This window comes from Blastococcus sp. SYSU DS0541, from assembly GCF_054050875.1.
This window is the reverse complement of sequence record NZ_JBJHAD010000003.1, coordinates 66,925-85,952: the sequence shown is the minus strand read 5'-3', so window position 1 is coordinate 85,952 and position 19,028 is coordinate 66,925. Positions and strand designations below refer to the sequence as shown.

Below are 19,028 nucleotides of genomic sequence, written 5' to 3'. Positions count from 1 at the left end.
CGGGGCCGATCAGGCGTGCAGGTCGAAGCGGTCGAGCTCCATGACCTTCACCCACGCGGCGACGAAGTCCTGCACGAACTTCTCCCGCGCGTCGTCGGCCGAGTAGACCTCGACGATCCCCCGCAGGATCGAGTTCGAGTTGAAGACCAGGTCGGCGGCGGTGGCGGTGCGCACCACGTTGCCGTCGGCGTCGAGACCCTCGTAGACGCCCTCGGTGTCGACCGACGTCCGCCACTGGATGCCCAGGTCGAGCAGGTTGCGGAAGAAGTCCTGCGACAGCACGCCCGGCCGGTCGGTGAAGACGCCGTGCCCGACGCCGCCGGTGGTGGCGCCGAGGACCCGGAGGCCACCGACGAGCAGGGTCATCTCCTTGGCGGTCAGCTCGAGCATGTACGCCCGGTCGACCAGGAGCGTCTCCGGCTGCAGCTTGCTGCCCGGTGCGATCCAGTTGCGGAAGCCGTCGGCCCGCGGCTCGAGCCAGCGGAAGTTGTCGACGTCCGTCTGCTCCTGCGAGGCGTCGGTGCGACCCGGGTGGAAGGGCACCGTCACCTGCACGCCGGCGTCCGCGGCCGCCTTCTCCACGGCGGCGCTGCCGCCGAGGACGATGAGGTCGGCGAGCGAGACCTTCCTGCCCGTCTGCTGCTCGAAGTCGGCCTTGACCTGCTCGAGCACCGGGAGGACGTCGCGGACGCCCTCGTTGACCGCCCAGCCGATCTGCGGCTCGAGCCGCAGCCGGGCGCCGTTGGCGCCGCCGCGCTTGTCCGTGCCCCGGTAGGAGGCGGCCGCGGACCAGGCGGTGTGCACCAGCTGCGACACGGTCAGCCCGGAGGAGAGCAGGCGCTGCTTGAGGTCGGCGATCTCGGCCTCACCGACCAGCTCGTGGTCGACCGCGGGCACCGGGTCCTGCCAGATGAGGTCCTCGGCGGGCACGTCAGGGCCGAGGTAGCGGGTCTTGGGGCCCAGGTCGCGGTGCAGCAGCTTGAACCAGGCGCGGGCGTACTGGTCGGCGAAGTACTCGGGGTCGCGGTAGAAGCGCTCCGAGATCTCGCGGAAGGCCTGGTCCTTGATGAGGGCGAGGTCGGTGGTCGCCATCATCGGCGGGTTCTTCTTGCCCTCGATGTGCGCGTCGGGGACGAGCTCCTGCGCCTCGGGGTTCGACGGCTGCCACTGCTTGGCGCCCGCCGGGCTCTCGGTGAGCTCCCAGTCGTAGCTGAAGAGCATCTCGAAGTAGGTGTTGTCCCACGTGGTCGGCGTCGGGGTCCAGGCGCCCTCGAGACCGCTGGTGATGGTGTCGGCGCCCTTGCCGGTGCCGTGCTGGCTGATCCAGCCCAGGCCGTTGCCGTGGACCGGGCAGCCCTCCGGCTCCGGGCCGACGAGCTCGGGGTTGCCGGCACCGTGGGTCTTGCCGAACGTGTGGCCGCCGGCGATGAGGGCGACGGTCTCCTCGTCGGTCATGCCCATGCGGTTGAAGGTCACGCGGATGTCGTGCGCGGAGGCGACCGGGTCGGGCTGGCCCTTCGGCCCCTCCGGGTTGACGTAGATCAGCCCCATGGTGACGGCGGCGAGGTGGCCCTCGTCGAGGTCGAGGGGGGCGTTGTCGGCGTAGCGCTCGTCGCCCAGCCAGGTGTCCTCCGGGCCCCAGAAGACCTCCTGCGGCTGCCAGCTGTCCTCGCGGCCGAAGGCGAAGCCGAAGGTCTTCAGGCCCATGTCGTCGTGGGCCACGTTGCCGGCCAAGACCAGCAGGTCGGCCCAGGAGAGCTTTCGGCCGTACTTCTGCTTGATCGGCAGCAGCAGGCGGCGGGCCTTGTCCAGGTTGGCGTTGTCCGGCCAGCTGTTGAGCGGGGCGAACCGCTGCGCGCCCTGGCCGCCACCACCGCGGCCGTCGGCGATGCGGTAGGTACCGGCCGCGTGCCACGACATGCGGATGAACAGCGGCCCGTAGTGGCCCCAGTCGGCCGGCCACCAGTCCTGCGACGTGCGCATGACCTGGGCGACGTCGCGCTTGAGCTCCTCGACGTCGAGCGTGGCGAAGGCGGCCTGGTAGTCGAAGTCCTCGCCCAGCGGGTCGGAGTCCTTCGAGGGCTTGTTCAGCACCGACAGGTCGACCTGGTTGGGCCACCAGTCCCGGTTGCTCTGCGGACGGCGGTTGGTGACCTGCGTCGGCGAGGGGATCGCCGGGTTCTCGCTCTCGCTGGTGCTGTCGGTGACGACCTTGTTGGTCTCGTCCTTCACGGTGTGCCTTCCTGGGGGTGGGCGGAACGGGGAGCGGGTCGGGCGGTGGTGCAGGCGGGGCAGCGGCCCCAGAAGACGACCTCGGCCTCGTCGACGACGAAACCGGCGTCGTCGGACGGGGCCAGGCACGGGGCGGCGCCGACGGTGCAGTCGACGTCGACGATCGCGCCGCAGTCGCGGCAGACCAGGTGGTGGTGGTTGTCGCCCACGCGGGCCTCGTACCGGGCGAGCGACCCCTGCGGCTGGATCCGCCGCACGAGGCCGCTGTCGGTCAGGGCTCGCAGGACGTCGTAGACCGCCTGGTGCGAGACGGCCCCCAGCCGGGCGCGGGCCGCGGCGATCAGCGCGTCGGTGTCGAGGTGCGGGTGCGCGTGGACGGCGTCCAGCACCGCCAGCCGCGGACGGGTCACCCGCAGACCCACGGCCCGGAGGTCGTGCGCGAGTTCCACCGAGTCGGGCACCGGGTCATCCTGTCGGCTTTCCTTGATCCGATCCAGTCTTCCGGACGTGATCTCGGACGGGTGTCGACGGGGGCGCGCGGTGTCCGCTCACGGCGCAACCCGCGCCCTACCGGCGGACAACGACCCGACTTACCGTGTAACGGTGTAATCAACGCGCACCGGGAGGTCGCCATGCACGGACACCGTTTCGCCGACGCACCGCTGGGTCCCGGCTTCGGTCGCGGCCGGGGTCGCGGGCCCCGCGGGCGGGGCCAGGACGTCCCACCTCCGGTGGACCGGACGGAGGTCGCCGGCTGGTTCGCCGGACGGCTGCCCGACGACTGGTTCACCGGCCCCGTCGAGCTGACCGTGGACCGCGACGAGATCACCGTCGTCGGCACGCTGGAGGAGCCGGCGGCCGGGGAGGGTGACGCCGGTGCCGCCCGCGCAGGACGGATCGAGCGCTTCCGCGAGGAGACGCGGGGCCGCCGGATGGCGATCGCCGACGCCGCGCAGGAGCGCTACGGCCGATCGGTCGCCTGGGGAGCGGTGTGCGGGGACACCCGGCAGCTGTTCACCCACGCGTCCGTGCCGGTCATGACCCGCCTCCGGCAGCCCGAGCGGCTGGTGCTCGACACGCTCGTCGACGCCGGGGTCGCCCGGTCGCGCTCGGAGGCGCTGGCGTGGGCGGTCCGCCTCGTGGGCCGGCACGCCGACGACTGGCTGACCGAGCTCCGCGACGCGATGGCCTCGGTCGAGGAGGTCCGCCGCCGGGGGCCCCAGTAGCTCGGGGACACTGGGCCCCGTGCCCGTCGACGCCCTGCCCGCAGCCACCGACGTCCTCGTGGTGGGAGCGGGCCCGGCCGGCTCCGCGGCCGCCGCCTGGGCGGCGCGGGCCGGTCGTGACGTCGTCCTCGCGGACGCCGCCGTCTTCCCGCGGGACAAGACCTGCGGTGACGGGCTGACCCCGCGGGCGATCGCCGAGCTGGACCACCTGGGCCTGGGGGTCTGGGCGCGGTCGAAGGCGCGCAACCGCGGTCTGCGGGCCGCCGGTTTCGGCCGGGAGTGGGAGCTGCCCTGGCCCGGGGGCGCGTTCCCCGACCACGGCAGCGCCGTGCCCCGCACCGAGCTGGACGCGCGCATCCGCCAGGTCGCGGTCGACGCCGGGGCCCTCCCGGTGGACGACGCCCGGGCCGTGGACGTCGAGCGCGACGGCGACCGGGTGCGCGCGGTGGTGCTCGAGGGCGCCGACGGCGCGACGCGGACGATCGGCTGCCGGCGGCTGGTCGTGGCCGACGGCGTCCGCTCGCCGCTGGGCCGCATGCTGGGCCGGGAGTGGCACCGCGACACCGCGTACGGGGTGGCGGCGCGCAGCTACGTGCGCTCCGGTCGCAGCGACGACGAGTGGATCAGCTCCCACCTGGAGCTGCGCGGCACCGAGGGGGAGCTGCTGTCGGGCTACGGGTGGGTCTTCCCCCTGGGCCGGGAGGCGGGCGAGGTCAACCTGGGCGTGGGCACGCTCGCGACCGCCCGCCGCCCCGCGGGGGTGCAGCTCAAGGCGCTGCTGGAGTTCTACGCCGAGTCGCGGCGCGCGGAGTGGCAGCTGGACGGGCCGGTCCGGGAGGTGACCTCAGCGCTGCTGCCCATGGGTGGTGCCGTGTCGGGTGTGGCCGGGCGGAACTGGGCGCTCGTGGGGGATGCGGCCGGCTGCGTGAACCCGCTCAACGGCGAGGGGATCGACTACGGGCTGGAGACCGGCCGGACGCTGGCGGGGCTGCTGGACGAGGACGACTGGGCGTCGGCGTGGCCGGCGTCCCTGCGCCGGCAGTACGGGGAGGCGTTCTCCATCGCGCGGCGCCTGGCGGGGCTGCTCACCGTGCCGCGGTTCCTGCCCCTGGCGGGCCCGGTCGGCATGCGTTCGCGGCCGCTGATGACGGTGGCGCTGCGGGTCATGGGCAACCTGGTCACCGACGAGGACCGCGACCTCGTCGCCCGGCTCTGGCGAACGGCAGGAAAGCTCTCCGTCCGCCTGGACGACCGCAAGCCCTTCTCCTGATCGCCCGGCCGAGCGGGGCCCGGAGGCTCCCCGAGTGGCGACGGGACGCGCTCGGTGCGACGGGGGAACGGCACGTGGTCGCGGTGCGGTCCGGAGGACCGCGATGTCATGGCCGGGACGGACAGTGGACGCGGTCGTCCGACGGAGTCAGACAAAAGGTGAGTTGAACACCGCGAAGTACACCGCGATGTAGTGGCAGAGCGCCGCGACGACGGTCATCGCGTGGAAGACCTCGTGGTAGCCGAACGTCTCCGGCCACGGGTTGGGCTTCTTGATGCCGTAGGCGATGCCACCCAGGGTGTAGAGCACGCCGCCGACGGCGAGCAGCACCATCGAGGCGACCCCGGCGATGTGCAGGATGTCGGTGAGCACGAACACCGCGACCCAGCCCAGGCCGATGTAGAGCGGCACGCCCACCCAGCGCGGCGCCGTCGGCCAGGTCATCTTGAGCGTGACACCGGCCAGCGCCCCGGCCCACACGAGGCCGAGCACCCAGAAGCCGGTGGGCTGGTCGACGGCCAGCAGCGCGAACGGCGTGTAGGTGCCGGCGATGAAGAGGAAGATCATCGAGTGGTCGAGCCGCTTCATGATCTTCCAGCCGCGCGGTGACCAGCGCCGGCGGTGGTAGAGCGCGCTGATGCCGAACAGCCCGCAGATGGTCAGGCAGTAGACCGCCACCGACCACCCCGCGCGGGCGCCCTGGGCGGAGGCCAGCGGGACGAGCACCGCGCCGGCCACGATGGCACCGAAGAACGAGAACAGGTGGATCCAGCCGCGTGCGCGGGGACGGGTGTCGGGGTGCTCCCAGTCGGCGTCGGCGAAGTGGCTGGCGTCCCAGGTCTGCTGGACCTGTTCGCCCTCGGCGACGACGGTCGCGACCGCCTGCCCGGCGGGGGCCTCGAGCTCCGCACCGTCGGCCTCCACCCGTACTGCTCGTCGATCGGAGGGAGGGACAGTCATGCTCCGAGGCTACGGACGCGCGGCGGTGGCGGCATCCGCTGCGGCTGTGACGTGCACGTCCCCGGCCCGAGGCTCGCCGCGGCCTGCGCGTGGCGAGCAGGACGCGCTCCGTTAACTAGGGTGACCGTCGTGGGGGTGCGCCGGCGGGTCCGTGAGGCGCTCATCCAGGTGTACGAGCGGCGGTTGGCGCGGGCGCTGGTCGGCGCGGACGTGCCGCGGCACGTGGGCGTGATCATGGACGGCAACCGGCGGTGGGCCCGGGCCATCGGGCTCGAGGACGTCGCGCACGGGCACCGCCGGGGCGCCGACAAGATCGCCGACCTGCTCGGCTGGTGCGACGACGCCGGCGTCCAGGTGGTCACCCTGTTCATGCTCTCCACCGACAACCTGCGCCGGCCCGCGTCCGAGCTCGACGCGCTCCTGGCGATCATCGAGGACGTCGCCGTGGACCTGTCGCGGCCGGGCCGGCGTTGGCGCATCCGCAGCATGGGCGCGCGCGAGGTGCTGCCGGCGCGCACCGTCGCCGTCCTCGAGCAGGCCGAAAGCGACACCTGCCACCGCCCGGGGGCGACGGTCAACCTGGCCGTCGGCTACGGCGGGCGGCGGGAGATCGCCGACGCCGTCCGCTCGCTGCTGAGCGAGCACGCCGCTCGCGGCACCTCGCTGGAGGAGCTGGTCGAGGTGCTGGACGTCGAGCACATCGCCGAGCACCTCTACACGCGCGGCCAGCCCGACCCCGACCTGGTGATCCGCACCAGCGGTGAGCAGCGCATGTCGGGGTTCCTGCTGTGGCAGACGGCGAACGCCGAGTTCCACTTCACCGACGTCTACTGGCCGGACTTCCGCCGGGTGGACTTCCTGCGCGCGCTGCGCGACTACTCGGCCCGGCACCGCCGCTTCGGCGGGTGACGGCGGCTGCGAGACTGGCCGCCATGACCGCGGGAGCCCTCGACGTCGCCCTGGAGTACGTGCGGCTCGGGCTGCGCTTCGACCGCCTGGAGGCCGGCTTCGTCGACGCCTACACCGGTGACCCGCGCATCCGGGCGCAGGTCCAGGACGAGCCGGCGCCGACCCCGCGGCAGCTGCGTGACCGCGCCCGGGAGCTGCTGCGCGAGCTCGACGCGGCCGGCCTCCCCGACGAGCGCGCCGCCTTCCTGCGCGGCCAGCTGACCGGCCTGGAGTGCAGCGCGCGGAAGATGAGCGGCGAGCCGGTGGGCTTCGTCGAGGAGGTGCGCGCCTACTTCCAGGTCGACGTCGAGCTGGGTGACGAGGCCACCTACGCCGCCGCCCACGCGGAGCTGGACCGGCTGCTCCCCGGCGACGGCACCCTGGCCGATCGGTACGCCGCCCACCGCCGCCGCGAGGAGTGCCCGCCGGACCGGCTCGAGCGCGCGGTGCAGGCGCTGTCGAGCGCCCTCCGCGACCGGGTGCGCGGGCAGTACGGGCTCCCCGAGGTCGAGACCGTCCGGTACGAGGTGGTCACCGACAAGCCGTGGTCGGGCTTCAACTACTACGAGGGCGGCTACCGCTCCCGGGTCGCCATCAACGCAGACCTGCCGCACCGGCTCTCGCAGCTCGCCCACCTGGTCGCCCACGAGTCCTACCCGGGGCACCACACGGAGCACTGCCGCAAGGAGCAGGGGCTCGTCGAGCGGTCCGGTCACACCGAGCACACCGTGTTCCTGGTCAACACCCCCGAGTGCCTCATGGCCGAGGGGCTGGCCGACCTCGGCGTCCCGGCGGCGATCGGCGAGGGCTGGGGGGTGTGGTCGGAGGAGATCCTCGGGGACCTCGGCCTGCGGTTCGACGGTGCGCTGGCCGAGCGGATCGCCGTCGCGGCCGGGCCGCTCAACCGGGTCCGGCAGGACGCCGCGGTGCTCCTGCACGACCGGGGCGCCGACGCCGACGAGGTGGCGGCCCACCTGCAGCGCTGGGCGCTGGTGAGCCCGGAACGCGCCCGGCAGCAGATCCGCTTCCTCACCGATCCGCTGTGGCGGGCCTACATCTCCACCTACGTCGAGGGCTTCGACCTCCTCACGCGCTGGCTCGACGCCCGCCCGGCCGGGCAGCCGGTCGCCGACCGCTTCGTCCGCCTGCTCGACGAGCCGCTCACCCCGCAGCGGATCGCCGCCGAGATCCCGGTCGCCTGACCCGTGGCCGCCCGCTCGCCGTCGCAGGCCCGGTTCCTCGGGCTGTGGACCGCGGGCTGGCTCGCCCTGCTCCTGGTGCTGGGCATGGTGCGGTTCGGCGACCCCGCGGTGCAGTGGCCGGTGCTGGTCGTCCCGGTCGTCTGGGCGCTGGTGGCGCTGCGGCCCCGCGGCGGGCGGGCCGGGCGGCGGGCGGCGGCCGAGTGGCCGGAGGAGGAGCGGGCCGACGACCGCTGGCCCGAGGACGACAGGTGGGCGGACGACCGCTGGTCCGGGCAGGACGGGTGGCCCGAGGACGACGGCTGGGCGCAGGAGCGGCGGCGCCGGCAGGGCCCGCGGCACCGGCCGCCGCCGGGGGAGCGGACCGACACCGTCGAGCGCCCGGCCCTGCGCCGACGGCCCGAGGGCACCGACCACCGGTGGTGACCGGCCGGCGCTGACGCCCTCGGTGAAACCGGTGGAAGCCGTCGGTGGACCGGTGGATGCTGTCGCGCGTGATCCACGCCCGCGGTCTCGCCCGCACCTTCCGCAAGCGGAAGCAGGAGGTCCACGCCGTCGTCGGTGTCGACCTCGACGTCGCCCCCGGTGAGATCGTCGGCTTCCTCGGTCCCAACGGCGCCGGCAAGACGACGACGCTGCGCATGCTCACCACGCTGCTCGAGCCCACGGCCGGGACGGCTACGGTGGCCGGCTGCGACCTGCGCACCGACCCCGTCGGGGTGCGCCGCCGCATCGGGTACGTCTCGCAGAGCGGCGCCACCGCCCCGGAGGCGCGAGCGGGCGAGGAGGTGGTCGACCACGCCCGGCTCTACGGCATGAGCACCGCCGAGGCCACCGAGCGCGGGCGCCGGCTCTTCGCCGAGCTCGACCTCGACGGCCTGTGGGAGCGGCAGCCCAAGTCGATGTCGGGGGGCCAGCGCCGCCGCCTCGACATCGCGGTGGGGCTCGTCCACGTACCGGAGCTGGTCTTCCTCGACGAGCCGACGACGGGGCTGGACCCGCAGGCGCGGGCGAACCTGTGGGAGCACATCCGGAGCCTGCGCGAGGACCGCGGGACGACCGTTTTCCTCACCACCCACTACCTCGACGAGGCCGACGCGCTGTGCGACCGGATCCTGGTCATCGACCACGGCGCGATCGTCGCCGAGGGCACCCCTGACCAGCTGAAGTCCCAGGTCGGCGGCGACGTGCTCACCGTGACGGCGGAGCGCCCGGACCAGCTGGCCCAGGTGGCCCACCTGGTGGGCGCGCTCCCCGGCGCCGAGCCGCCGCAGCTGCTGCCCGACCGGGTCGTGGGCCGGGTGCCCAACGGGGGCCGCGCGCTGGTCGAGCTGGTGCGCGCGCTGGACGCCGCCGACGTCGTCGTCAGCGGGATCGAGAGCCGCCGGCCCAGCCTGGACGACGTCTTCCTCGGCCTGACCGGCCGGTCCCTGCGCGAGTCCGGCGGCGCACCGGCCGAGGTCCCGGCGGCGGCGCGATGAGGACCCTGCTGCGCGACACCGGCACCGTCTTCGTCCGCGCCATGCGCATGTCGCTGCGCAACCCGACCTGGCTGGTGATCAGCCTGATGCAGCCGATCCTCTACATCGTGCTGTTCGGGCCGCTGCTGGAGCCGCTGGCCGAGCAGCTCGGCCCGGGGGATGCCTACCAGATCTTCGTGCCCGGCATCCTGGTGCAGCTGGGCATGTTCGGGGCGCTGTTCGTCGGCTTCGGGCTGATCGCGGAGTGGCGGGCCGGGGTCATCGAGAGCCAGCGGGTCACCCCGGCCAGCCGCATGGCGCTGCTGCTGGGGCGGGTGCTGCGCGACGTCGTCGTCCTGCTCACGCAGGGGGTGCTGCTGGTGCTGGTCGCGATCCCGCTCGGGCTGCGGGCACCGGTGGCCGGCGTCGCCCTGACCCTCGTGGTGGTGGCGCTGCTCGGCGCCGCGCTCGCCGCGGTGTCCTACGCCCTGGCGCTGACCCTCAAGAGCGAGGACGCGTTCGCGCCGCTCCTGAACGCGGTGGTGTTCCCGGTCGTGCTGCTCTCGGGCATCCTGCTGCCGATGTCGCTGGCCCCGAGCTGGCTGCAGACCCTCAGCGACGTCAACCCGTTCAAGCACATCGTCGAGGCCGCCCGGGAGTTCTTCGTCGGCGGCTACGGCACGGCGACCGCCTGGTGGGGCGTCGTGCTCACCCTGGTGCTGGCGGTCCTCGGCTGGCTGTTCGGGGTGCGCCGGTTCCGCCGCGAGTCCAGCTGAACGTGCGCGCGGGACGGCTGGTGCCGGTGGTACTTCCGGGTGACATCGCCCCCTCCTCGTGGGGTGTACGTCACGCGGATGTCACTGGCCGGGCCTAGCGTCCGCAGTGGAAGGCGAGCTGCCCTCGCCGTCCACGGGAGGCCCGGTTGGCGCGAGAGCGTTCGTCGTCCAGAGGGGCCGGTACCCGGCCTCTGCGCCGGGGCCCGGTCACCTTCGAGCCGGGGTGCGCCTGCCACCGCAGGTGGCGCCCCACGGGAGCCGACTCGTGAACACTCGCCGCACGTTCGTCCTCGACACCTCGGTCCTGCTCTCCGACCCCGCTGCGCTGCTGCGTTTCGGGGACGCCGACGTGGTGCTGCCGCTCGTCGTCATCGGGGAGCTCGAGGACAAGCGCAACCACCCGGAGCTGGGCTGGTTCGCCCGCCAGACGCTGCGCATCCTGGACGACCTCCGGGTCACCCACGGCCGGCTCGACGCTCCCGTTCCCGTGGGGGAGCAGGGCGGCACGCTGCACGTCGAGCTGAACCACAGCGACCCGTCCGCCCTCCCGGCCGGCTTCCGCAACGACAGCAACGACAGCCGAATCATGGTCGTCGCGCTGAACCTGCGGGCCGAGGGCCGGGACGTCTGCCTGGTCACCAAGGACGTCCCGCTGCGGGTCAAGGCCGCGGCGGTCGCGCTGGAGACCGACGAGTACCGCGTGCTCGACGCCGTGGACGCCGGCTGGACCGGCATGACCGAGCTCAGCCTCGATGACGCCGACCTCGACGAGCTCTACGAGACCGGCGAGGCGTTCCTGCCGGCGGCGGCCGAGCTCCCGACCCACACCGGCATGGTGCTGCTGTCCTCCCGCGGGTCGGCGCTGGGCCGGGTGCTGCCCGACAAGAGGGTGCGCCTGGTGCGCGGCGACCGGGAGGCCTTCGGCCTGCACGGCCGCTCGGCCGAGCAGCGGGTCGCGCTGGACCTGCTGCTGGACCCGGAGATCGGCATCGTCTCCCTCGGCGGGCGCGCGGGCACCGGCAAGTCGGCGCTGGCGCTGTGCGCGGGGCTGGAGTCGGTGATGGAGCGGCGGGCGCACAAGAAGGTGGTCATCTTCCGGCCGCTGTACGCCGTGGGCGGGCAGGAGCTCGGGTACCTGCCGGGCAGCGAGGGCGAGAAGATGTCGCCCTGGGCGCAGGCGGTCTACGACACCCTCGGCGCGCTGGTGTCGAAGGAGGTGCTCGAGGAGATCGCCGCGCGCGACCTCATCGAGGTGCTGCCGCTGACCCACATCCGCGGGCGCTCGCTGCACGACTCCTTCGTGATCGTCGACGAGGCCCAGTCGCTGGAGCGGGGCGTGCTCCTGACCGTGCTCTCCCGGCTGGGCAGCAACTCGCGGGTGGTGCTCACCCATGACGTCGCCCAGCGCGACAACCTGCGCGTCGGCCGGCACGACGGCGTCACGGCGGTGATCGAGAAGCTCAAGGGCCACGTGCTCTTCGCGCACGTGACGCTCACCCGCTCCGAGCGCTCGCCGATCGCCGCGCTGGTGACCGAGATGCTGGAGGACCTGCCGCTCTGACCGCGGCGGCCGCTCCGGGGGCTTCGGCCCCCGGAGCGGTCAGCTCGCGTCGGCCGGCTCGTCCACCGGCTGCGGCCGGGCAGCGGGCCGGCGTCGCTCCTTGGGGGCGGGCTTGGGCGGGGCGGCGACGGCGCGCACGAGCACCACGACCACCCAGCCGGCGAGCAGGCACCACGGCAGCCGGCCGATCGTCTCCTCGGTGGTGAAGTCACCACGCAACCCGAGGGCCAGCACGGGGACGGCCAGCACGAACCCGACGAGGAGGACGTCCCAGCGGAACGGGCTCATGCCTGCGGGCTGTCCAGGCGTTCGCAGAGCAGCGAGGCCCAGCGGTGCGGGGTCGCCCGGACGCCGTCGAGGAGGGCCACGGGCACGGTCAGCCGCTGCAGCACCGCGGCGGGGTCGGCGCTGAGGTCGGTGTCCTGGACGACGAGGGCGTCGACGCGGGCGAGGCCGTCGAGCCAGAGCTCGAGGTCCTCGGGCTTGCGGGTCGCCTCCACGACGGCCCACACCGCGACCGGCGACCAGATCGCCAGCATCTGCGACATCCAGTAGACGTCGCTCCGCAGCGGCGCGTCGACGGCGACGACGGTGAGGGTGCCGGCGTCGGCGGCCTCCTGCCGGCGGTCGACGGCGGCGTCGATGGTCGTCATGCGGCTGCCCTTGGGCGCGAGGCCGGCCAGGTCGCCGCGCGTCGCCCACTGCACGCGGTCGGGATCCAGCCGCAGGGAGGCGGCCAGCGCGCGGGCGGCGCGGAGCGTCTCGACGCCCGGGCCGACCACGAAGAGCACCTCACCGGCGCCGGTGGGCAGCCGGGGCGCCTCGGGCAACCGGGCGGCGAGCGCGTGGGTGAGCGCGGCGTAGGTGCCGTCGGCCTCGATCCGGTCGGCGATGTCCCCGCCGAGCAGCTCCGGGGGCACGCCCAGCTCGGTCAGCCGGGCGACGACCTCCTGCGGGCTACCGGGACGCCCGGTCCGGGGCGCGGGGGCGTCGGCGGCCGGCTCGGAGACGCGGTTCCCGAGCTCGGGAATCTCGGTGTGGTCGTCCCCGCCCATCAGCGGGCCGACCGGCAGCCGCGTGACCGTTGCGAGGGCGCGGCCGGCGGGGGTGGCCGGCGCAGCGTCCACCTCGGGAGCCGCGGGGGCGACGTCGTCGCGCGGGCCCGAGGCGTCCGTACGCGACGGCGGGACCGCCGGGCGGCCGGAAGACGGCGGCACGGGCGGCAGCCCGCGGCCCCGCGCGCCCGGCATCGGCGGCAGCAGGGAGATCCGGGGCATGACGGTGGTGGCGTCCAGCGACATGGCGAGCGGGGCGGGGTCGCTGGCGGTGCGGGCCAGCAGCGGAGCGGCCTCGGCCAGCAGGATGCCCGGCTCCTCGACGGGGGCCTCCTCGACGGCGGTTGCCTGGGCCGGCACCTCGTCGGCCGCGGGCTCGTCGGCGACGGTCTCCTCGAGCACGGCCTCCTCGGCCACGGGCTCCTCGGCCACGGGCTCCTCGGCCACGGGCTCCTGCACCGGCGCGGGAGCCGGGCTGAGCACGTCGGCCCAGACGGGGGCGTCGTCAGCGACCGGGGGAGCGGGCACCGGCTCGCCCCACAGCGGGATGTCGGCGGGGGAGCCGCCCCAGACGAGGCCGGCGGAGACCGGCGCGGGAGCAGCGGGGACGTCGAAGAGCGGGAACGACGGGGCGGGGACGACCGGCGCCGGCGCGGCGGCCAGCGTGGTGGCCGGCGCGAAGAGCAGGTCGGCGACCACCGGCTCGTTCGGGTGCACCGCATCGAGGACGGGGACGTCGACGACCGGAGCGGTCGGCTCGGCCGGGATGCCCGGCTCGTCGACCATTGCGATGGGGAGGACCGGCGAGTCGAGCACCGGCAGGGCCGGCTCGTCGGCCACCGCGAGGGGGAGCTCCGGCTCGGCCAGCGCCTCGCGAGGGGAGTCGCCGGCGAGCATCTTGCGCAGGATCCCGGCGAGCGCCTCGTCGGAGTGGCCCTGGGCGAGGGCGTCGCGGAGCGCCTCCGCGATCTCCTCCTGGCGCGCGGACGGGCCTGTCGCGGCCGGCTGGTGCGGCTCGGCCGCCCAGGTGGGCAGCTCCTCGGCGCCGGTCGTCGACGTGGAGGGCGGCGCGGTGGCCTGATCTCTCACCGTGGACTCCTCCTGCTGCACGGCCTGGGACCGCATCGACGGATCTGCTGAACGGATGGCCGCGGCCAACGACGGCCGGGTCGCCGCCGCACCGGCCGGCGCGGCCGAGACGGGGGCGGAGGCCTTCGCGGGCTCGGTCGGCCGGGCAAGCGCCTGGTCGACGGCCTGGCGCACGTCGCGGTCCCCGGAGACCATGCGGGCCAGCGCCGCCGTGAACGGGGACGGGGCGACGGCCGCCTCGTCGCGGGCCGCGGGCGTCTGCTCCACCGGAGCGGACGGGGCCGCGGCGTGCTTCGGGCGCGAGGCAGGCGAGGGCTCGCGGGTCGCCTTCGGGAAGGTGGCGCGGGTCGGGGTGGGCCGCCCGTGGGCAGGCCCGGCCGGGGCGGGAGCGCCTCCCGGGGCGCCCCCCAGCAGGCCGGCCAGCTCGTCGATCCGCTCGTCGTCCTCCGCGGGGCGGGGCGCGGGCGACCGGGAAGGGGCGGTCGGCGCGGCCGTGCCCGGGCGGGCGGCCTCGGCGGCCCAGGCGGCCGCGCCGTTGCGGGCCGGCGCCGTGCTGCGCGCACGGGCCGGAGCAGCCGCGGCCAGCGGGGAGTCGTACGCGGCGGCGGGCGTCGCCTGGACGGGGCCCGTCGACGGCGCGGGGACGCCCGGGCGGGCGAACTGGTCCGGTGCCACCTCGGCGACGTAGCGCTCGGTGGCGAAGAAGCCGAGCACGCCGCCGGACCGGACGCGGCGCACGCCGACGACCCGGGCGTGCGGCCCGAACTGCTCGCGCGCGGCCGCGATCGCGTCGTCGCGCGTGGCGGCCTCAACGGATCGCAACGGCACCGCTCACCACTCCCAGCGACTCGATCTGGGCCGTCCGGGAGACCTCCGAGTAGGAGATGACCGGCAGCCGGGGCAGGATCTGGCGCATCAGCCGCGCGAGGGCCGCGCGGACCTGAGGCGAGCAGACGAGGACGGGGGACAGGCCCTGCCGCTCGGCGTCCTCGAGCATGCCGGTGCAGCCGTGGACGAGGGCGTCCACCGCGCCGGCGTCGAGGGCCAGGACGGCGCCCATCTCGGTCTGGCGGACCGACTCGAGCAGGCGCTGCTCGAATCCCGGCTCCAGCGTGAACACGTGCAGGCGCTCGTCCGGCGTGACGTAGGGCTGGCTGATCGCCGACCCCAGCGCCGACCGCGCCGCCTCGACGAGACCGTCGAGTTCGGTCGAGTGCTTGGCACGCACAGAGAGTGCCTCGAAGATGCGGACCAGGTCCCGGATCGACACGCCCTCGGCGAGCAACGCGTGCAACACGCGCTGCACCTCTCCCAGGGTGAGCAGCGCGGGGGTCAGCTCCTCGACGACGACCGGGTGCGACCGGCGAACCATCTCCACGAGCAGGCGCACGTCCTCGCGCCCGAGCAGGTCCGCGGCGTTCTGCCGGACGACCTCGGCCAGGTGCGTGGTGATGACCGACGAGCGGTCGACGACGGTGGCCCCGGCCATCTCGGCGGCGCGCTGCAGCTCCGCGGGCACCCACTTGGCGGCGAGGCCGAACACCGGCTCGCGGGTGGGCTTGCCGGGCAGCCCGTCCAGGGCGTCGCCGATGGCGAGCACCGTGCCGGCGGGGGAGCTGCCCTTGGCGACCGGGACGCCGTTGAGCCAGATGACGTACTGCGAGGACGGCAGGTCGAGGTTGTCCCGGGTGCGCACCAGCGGGATCACCAGGCCGGTCTCCATGGCGACCTTCCGCCGCAGCGCCTTGACCCGGTCCAGCAGGTCGCCGCCGCGGGAGGCGTCGACGAGGTCGACCAGGTCGAAGGCGACCTCCAGCTCGAGCGGGTCGACCCGCATCTTCTCGGCGATCGCCTCGGGCGAGTCCGGAGCCGGCTCCAGCTCGGCGGCGGCCGCGGCGGCCTCGGCCTCCTCGTCGACCTCCTCCGGCTCGGTCATGCGGCTGGCCATGACGAGGAAGACCACGCCGACGAGCAGGAAGGGCAGCTTGGGCAGGCCCGGGATGAGGCAGAGGGCGAGGGCGGCGCCGCCGGCGATGCGGACCGGCTGGCGGAAGCGGCCGAGCTGGGCGATCAGGTCGGTGCCCATGTCGCCCTCGGTGGCCGACCGGGTCACGATGATGCCGGTCGCGGTGGACATGAGCAGCGCCGGGATCATCGAGACGAGCCCGTCGCCGACCGTCAGCAGGGAGTAGGTGCTGACCGCCTCGGCGGGCGCCATGCCGCGCTGCATCATGCCGATCGCGAACCCGCCGATGAGGTTCACCAGGGTGACGACGATGCCCGCGATGGCATCGCCCTTGACGAACTTCGAGGCGCCGTCCATCGAGCCGTAGAAGTCGGCCTCGGCGGTGACCTCGTGCCGCCGCTTGCGGGCCTGCGCCTCGTTGATGAGGCCGGCGTTGAGGTCGGCGTCGATCGCCATCTGCTTGCCGGGCATGGCGTCGAGGGTGAAGCGGGCGCCGACCTCGGCCACGCGCCCCGCACCGTTCGTGATGACCACGAACTGCACGATCGTGAGGATCAGGAAGATGACCAGGCCGACGATGAGCGAGCCGCCGATGACGATGTGGCCGAAGGCCTCGATCACCTTGCCGGCGTAGCCGTCGGTGAGCACGAGCCGCGTCGAGGAGACGTTGAGCGCGAGGCGGAAGAGCGTCGCGATGAGCAGCAGCGACGGGAAGATGGCGAAGTCCAGCGGCCGCCTGATCTGCATCGCGACCAGCAGCACCAGGAGCGAGATGGTCAGGTTGAGCCCGATCAGCATGTCCATCAGCCCCGCGGGCAGCGGCACCACCAGCATGAGCACGATGGCGACGACGCCGATCGGGACGGCGGCCTTGCCCAGGCCTTTCACTCGCCCGCTCCGGGCTCGCACGAGGGACGCTGGCTCACCCCTCCCTCATCGGCGGGCCGACGGGCACCCGGTACCGCGCCACCGACGCCGTCCTCCCTCGCCGTACCGCGTCCTCCCTCACCGCCCACCGTGAGGGAGGACGCGCCACGATCAGGGAACCTGATCATGGCCCACCCGGGGTCCTCTCTCAGGCGGCGGCGACGGGGGGACGGCGGCGACCGGCCTTGGGCAGGTCCGTCACGTCGGGCGCCTCGAAGCCCGGACGGTGGAAGCCGCCGCGCACGCCCCGCGCGCCCAGGTGCATGACGAAGGCGAGCACCCGCGCGACGGCGGTGAACAGCTGCGCCGGCACCTCCTGGCCGAGCTCGCAGGAGGCGTGCAGCGCCCGGGCCAGCGGGATGTCCTGGACCATCGGCACCCGGGCCTCGGCGGCCTTCTCGCGCAGCTTCGCCGCGACCTCGCCGGCGCCCTTGGCCACCACCCGCGGTGCACCCCTGGCGGCGTCGTACTTCAGCGCGACGGCGACGTGGGTCGGGTTGACCAGCAGGACGTCGGCTTCGGCGACCTCGCTCATCATCCGGTTGCGCGACATCGCCATCTGCACCCCGCGGCGGTGGGCCTTCATGTACGGGTCGCCCTCGGCCTGCTTGTGCTCCTGCTGGATCTCGTACTTGCTCATCTTCAGCTCCTTCATCATTTTCTTCCGCACGACGACGTAGTCGGCGACGGCGATGACGAGGCCGGTGACCGCGACGACGCGGAACATCAGCACGGCCGAGTCGGTGAAGGCGGCGGCGACGGCCGACAGGGGCAGGGCACCTGCCGAGGAGACCAGCACCTGGGCCCGCTCGCTGGTGATGATCACGACGGTGCCCAGGGCCGCCGTCTTGATCAGCGCCTTCGACATCTCCCACAGCCCCTGGGTGCCGAACATGCGCTTGAGCCCCGGGAGCGGGTTGAACTTCTTCAGCTTGGGCTGCAGGGGCTTGCTCGTCACGTGCACCCCGCCCTGCGCCGCCGACGAGGCCACGCCCACGAGCATGAGCGCGATCGCGGTCGGCAGCAGCGTCGTCAGGAAGGCGATCAACGCCGTGCCGAGCAGCGCGGTCACCGTGCCGACCTCGGGGTTCTTCACCACCGTCCCGACGTGCACGAACAGCTGGCGCACCGCGTCGTACGCGTCTCCCACGAGCATCGGCAGCAGGAAGCTCGCCGCCGCCACCCCCAGCCAGGTCCCCAGCTCCTGGGTCCTCGGGATCTGCCCGTCCTTGCGCGCCTTCTTGAGGCGCTGGGGAGTCGGCGCCTCGGTCTTCTCACCACCCGGTCCGTCCTTGGCCATGTCCCACCCCCTCAGCCGCCGCGCAGCGAGGTCATGGCGCGGGCGCCGTGCTCGAGCAGCTGGTCGAGGGCCGGCGGCAGCAGGGGGAAGGTCAGCCCCAGCATCGCCAGGGTGAGCATGATCTTCACCGGGAAGCCCAGGGAGAAGACGTTGAGCGCGGGGGCGGCGCGGCTGAGGAGGGCCAGCGCCACGTCGGCGAGCAGGAGCACGGCGACCATCGGGCCGGCGATCTGCAGCGCGGCCAGGAACATCATGGAGAACGCGGTGATCAGCACCGCCGCGATCTGGTCGGTGGGCACGTCCCCGCCCACGGGGAGCCCCTCGTAGGAGGTGGCGAACCCCTTGACCATCAGCAGGTGCCCGCCGCTGGTGAACAGCAGGGTCGTGGCCAGCAGGTAGTGCAGCTTGCCCAGGGAGCTGTTCTGCGTCATCGCCATGGGGTCGTAACCGGGCTGCAGCGAGAAGCCGCCCGCGAGGTCGAGCACGTCGCCGGCCATCTGCACCGCGGTGAACAGCACCTGGACGACGAAGCCCAGCGCCGCGCCGATGACGACCTCGGTGACGGCGGTGACGAGCAGGAACCCCGCCGTCGGCTCGGGCAGCGTGGGCGCGATCTGGGTGGACAGCAGCACCGCCAGGGCGAGGGCGAGGGCGCCCTTGACCGGGCCGGGGATCACCCGGGAGTTGAACGGCGGCGCGAGCAGGATGAAGCCGGCGGCCCGCGCGGTGCCGAGGAGCAGGGCCGCGAGCGTGACCGCCGGGACCGAGAGGTCCATGCCGGCTACGTCCGGTCGAGCAGTGCCGGCAGCTGGTCGAAGAGCGTGTGGGTGAAGGTGACCAGCTCGGAGAGCACCCAGTTGCCGGTGACCAGCATGGCGATCGCGACCGCGATCATCTTCGGGACGAAGGAGAGCGTGGCCTCCTGGATCTGGGTCGCCGCCTGGAACAGCGAGATCAGGAAGCCGACCAGCAGGGCGGTCAGCAGGATCGGGGCGGCGACCTTGGCCGCCACCATCATGGTCTGGGCGGCGATCTCGGTGACGTCGGCGTCGCTCATCG

At 73.9% G+C, this 19,028-nt stretch carries 17 protein-coding genes; 8 read left to right on the top strand and 9 right to left on the bottom strand.

From position 1 onward, the window contains the following. Positions 1–9: 9 nt before the first annotated feature. A complete protein-coding gene (katG, locus tag ACI794_RS04845) occupies positions 10–2,232 on the bottom strand; it encodes a catalase/peroxidase HPI (protein ID WP_456615771.1) in 2,223 nt (740 codons plus the stop codon). After that, positions 2,229–2,693 (bottom strand): Fur family transcriptional regulator, encoded by a 465-nt coding sequence (locus tag ACI794_RS04840; protein WP_456600957.1) that lies wholly within the window; start codon positions 2,691–2,693, stop codon positions 2,229–2,231. Before ACI794_RS04840 ends, katG begins: the two co-directional genes overlap by 4 nt. A 270-nt stretch (positions 2,694–2,963) precedes the next feature. On the opposite strand from ACI794_RS04840, the gene ACI794_RS04835 reads away from it, so the two are divergent. After that, positions 2,964–3,458: a hypothetical protein gene (locus ACI794_RS04835; RefSeq protein ID WP_456579351.1), complete on the top strand. Its 495-nt coding sequence runs from the start codon at positions 2,964–2,966 to the stop codon at positions 3,456–3,458. A 19-nt stretch (positions 3,459–3,477) separates the two neighbouring features. Then, positions 3,478–4,728, top strand: coding sequence for a geranylgeranyl reductase family protein (locus ACI794_RS04830; RefSeq protein WP_456600956.1), 1,251 nt, complete (start codon positions 3,478–3,480; stop codon positions 4,726–4,728). Positions 4,729–4,875: 147 nt separating this feature from the next. Here ACI794_RS04830 and trhA read toward each other — a convergent pair whose 3' ends face one another. Further along, complete coding sequence (trhA, locus tag ACI794_RS04825; RefSeq protein ID WP_456600955.1) at positions 4,876–5,688, bottom strand: PAQR family membrane homeostasis protein TrhA; 813 nt, start codon at positions 5,686–5,688, stop codon at positions 4,876–4,878. Positions 5,689–5,808: 120 nt separating this feature from the next. Here trhA and ACI794_RS04820 point away from each other — a divergent pair, with 120 nt between their 5' ends. From ACI794_RS04820 to ACI794_RS04795, 6 genes are all read left to right on the top strand, one after another. Then, entirely contained in the window at positions 5,809–6,597 is a 789-nt protein-coding gene (locus ACI794_RS04820) for an isoprenyl transferase (RefSeq protein ID WP_456600954.1), read from the top strand. Positions 6,598–6,620: 23 nt separating this feature from the next. Next, positions 6,621–7,838 (top strand): DUF885 domain-containing protein, encoded by a 1,218-nt coding sequence (locus ACI794_RS04815; protein ID WP_456615770.1) that lies wholly within the window; start codon positions 6,621–6,623, stop codon positions 7,836–7,838. A gap of 3 nt (positions 7,839–7,841) precedes the next feature. Next, a complete protein-coding gene (locus tag ACI794_RS04810; RefSeq protein WP_456615769.1) occupies positions 7,842–8,261 on the top strand; it encodes a hypothetical protein in 420 nt (139 codons plus the stop codon). Between the two features lie 68 nt (positions 8,262–8,329). Next, a complete protein-coding gene (locus ACI794_RS04805) occupies positions 8,330–9,316 on the top strand; it encodes an ATP-binding cassette domain-containing protein (protein ID WP_456600951.1) in 987 nt (328 codons plus the stop codon). Then, the gene (locus tag ACI794_RS04800; protein ID WP_456615768.1) at positions 9,313–10,071 is read left to right on the top strand and encodes an ABC transporter permease; all 759 of its coding nucleotides are present in this window, start codon (positions 9,313–9,315) and stop codon (positions 10,069–10,071) included. Before ACI794_RS04805 ends, ACI794_RS04800 begins: the two co-directional genes overlap by 4 nt. 265 nt (positions 10,072–10,336) lie before the next feature. Beyond that, positions 10,337–11,632, top strand: a complete 1,296-nt coding sequence (locus tag ACI794_RS04795; protein ID WP_456615767.1) for a PhoH family protein — start codon at positions 10,337–10,339, stop codon at positions 11,630–11,632. Between the two features lie 39 nt (positions 11,633–11,671). On the opposite strand, the gene ACI794_RS04790 is transcribed toward ACI794_RS04795, so the two are convergent. From ACI794_RS04790 to fliQ, 6 genes are all read right to left on the bottom strand, one after another. Continuing rightward, entirely contained in the window at positions 11,672–11,920 is a 249-nt protein-coding gene (locus ACI794_RS04790) for a hypothetical protein (protein ID WP_456600948.1), read from the bottom strand. After that, complete coding sequence (locus ACI794_RS04785) at positions 11,917–14,598, bottom strand: hypothetical protein (protein WP_456615766.1); 2,682 nt, start codon at positions 14,596–14,598, stop codon at positions 11,917–11,919. The genes ACI794_RS04790 and ACI794_RS04785 overlap by 4 nt, the downstream gene beginning before the upstream one ends. Next, entirely contained in the window at positions 14,585–16,630 is a 2,046-nt protein-coding gene (gene flhA / locus ACI794_RS04780; protein ID WP_456600946.1) for a flagellar biosynthesis protein FlhA, read from the bottom strand. The genes ACI794_RS04785 and flhA overlap by 14 nt, the downstream gene beginning before the upstream one ends. 187 nt (positions 16,631–16,817) lie before the next feature. Next, a complete protein-coding gene (locus tag ACI794_RS04775) occupies positions 16,818–17,969 on the bottom strand; it encodes an EscU/YscU/HrcU family type III secretion system export apparatus switch protein (protein WP_456615765.1) in 1,152 nt (383 codons plus the stop codon). A gap of 11 nt (positions 17,970–17,980) precedes the next feature. Beyond that, the gene (fliR, locus tag ACI794_RS04770) at positions 17,981–18,745 is read right to left on the bottom strand and encodes a flagellar biosynthetic protein FliR (protein ID WP_456579338.1); all 765 of its coding nucleotides are present in this window, start codon (positions 18,743–18,745) and stop codon (positions 17,981–17,983) included. A 5-nt stretch (positions 18,746–18,750) separates the two neighbouring features. Further along, a complete protein-coding gene (fliQ, locus tag ACI794_RS04765) occupies positions 18,751–19,026 on the bottom strand; it encodes a flagellar biosynthesis protein FliQ (RefSeq protein WP_456579337.1) in 276 nt (91 codons plus the stop codon). Between the last annotated feature and the right edge of the window lie 2 nt (positions 19,027–19,028).